Origin of the sequence: Clostridium sp. HBUAS56017 (assembly GCF_007115085.1) — a bacterium.
In the GTDB taxonomy this organism is placed as follows: domain Bacteria; phylum Bacillota; class Clostridia; order Clostridiales; family Clostridiaceae; genus Clostridium; species Clostridium cibarium.
Window position 1 is genome coordinate 1 of sequence record NZ_SULK01000038.1, and the last position, 1,166, is coordinate 1,166.

At 35.2% G+C, this 1,166-nt stretch carries 1 pseudogene; it reads right to left on the reverse strand.

Annotated elements, in window-relative coordinates:
- Positions 1–239 precede the first annotated feature (239 nt).
- Positions 240–1,166, reverse strand: a pseudogene (gene fusA / locus FAY47_RS21065) (elongation factor G); the annotation flags it as partial.

The window sequence follows — 1,166 nt, forward strand, 5'->3', positions numbered from 1 at the left end:
TGGTCTACGTGACCAATTGTTCCAATATTTACGTGTGGTTTACTTCTTTCGAATTTTTCCTTTGCCATTGTAAAATTCCTCCTTCATAGCAATCGATATAGAATCTTTTCGAGAATATTATAACTTAAAAAGATTCCAATATCTAGCTTAATCATTCAACTTTAATATTTCACTTATATCAATTAATTACCCAAATAACAGGTACTTAACCATATCAACCAATAGTTGCAGACTTCAAACTACTTCTTTCTTTCTCCAACTATCTTTTCTTGTACGCTCTTTGGCACTTCTTCATAATGATCAAATACCATTGAGTAGTTACCTCTACCTTGAGATCTTGATCTTAAAGTAGTTGCATATCCAAACATTTCTGATAATGGAACGAATGCTCTAATGATTTGTGCACCATTAACAGCTTCCATACCTTCCATTCTACCTCTTCTTGAATTGATATCACCGATAACATCACCCATGTATTCTTCTGGTACAGTAACTTCAACCTTCATCATTGGTTCAAGTAATACTGGATCAGCTTTAGACATAGCATTCTTAAATGCCATAGATCCAGCGATCTTAAATGCCATTTCAGATGAGTCAACTTCATGGTATGAACCATGCACTAACTTAACTTTAAAGTTAATAACATTATATCCTGCTATTATACCGCTTAAAGCAGCTTCTTGTATACCTGCATCGATTGCTGGGATATATTCCTTAGGAATAGCTCCTCCAACAACAGCATTTTCAAATACATACTCACCATCAGTTGGTTCCATTTCAATAACAGCGTGACCATATTGTCCTTTACCACCTGATTGTTTAGCATACTTAGCTTCTGCCTTAACAGGTTTTCTGATTGTTTCTTTGTAAGCAACTTGTGGAGCACCAACGTTACATTCAACCTTAAATTCTCTTTGTAATCTATCAACAATAATCTCTAAGTGAAGTTCTCCCATACCAGCGATAATTGTTTGACCAGTTTCTTGATCAGTCCATGTCTTGAAAGTTGGATCTTCTTCAGCAAGTTTAGCTAATGCTAATCCCATCTTTTCTTGACCAGCTTTTGTCTTAGGCTCGATAGCTACATTTATAACTGTGTCTGGGAATTCCATTGATTCAAGAATAATTGGCTTATCCTCAGTACATAAAGTATCTCCAGTTGTAGT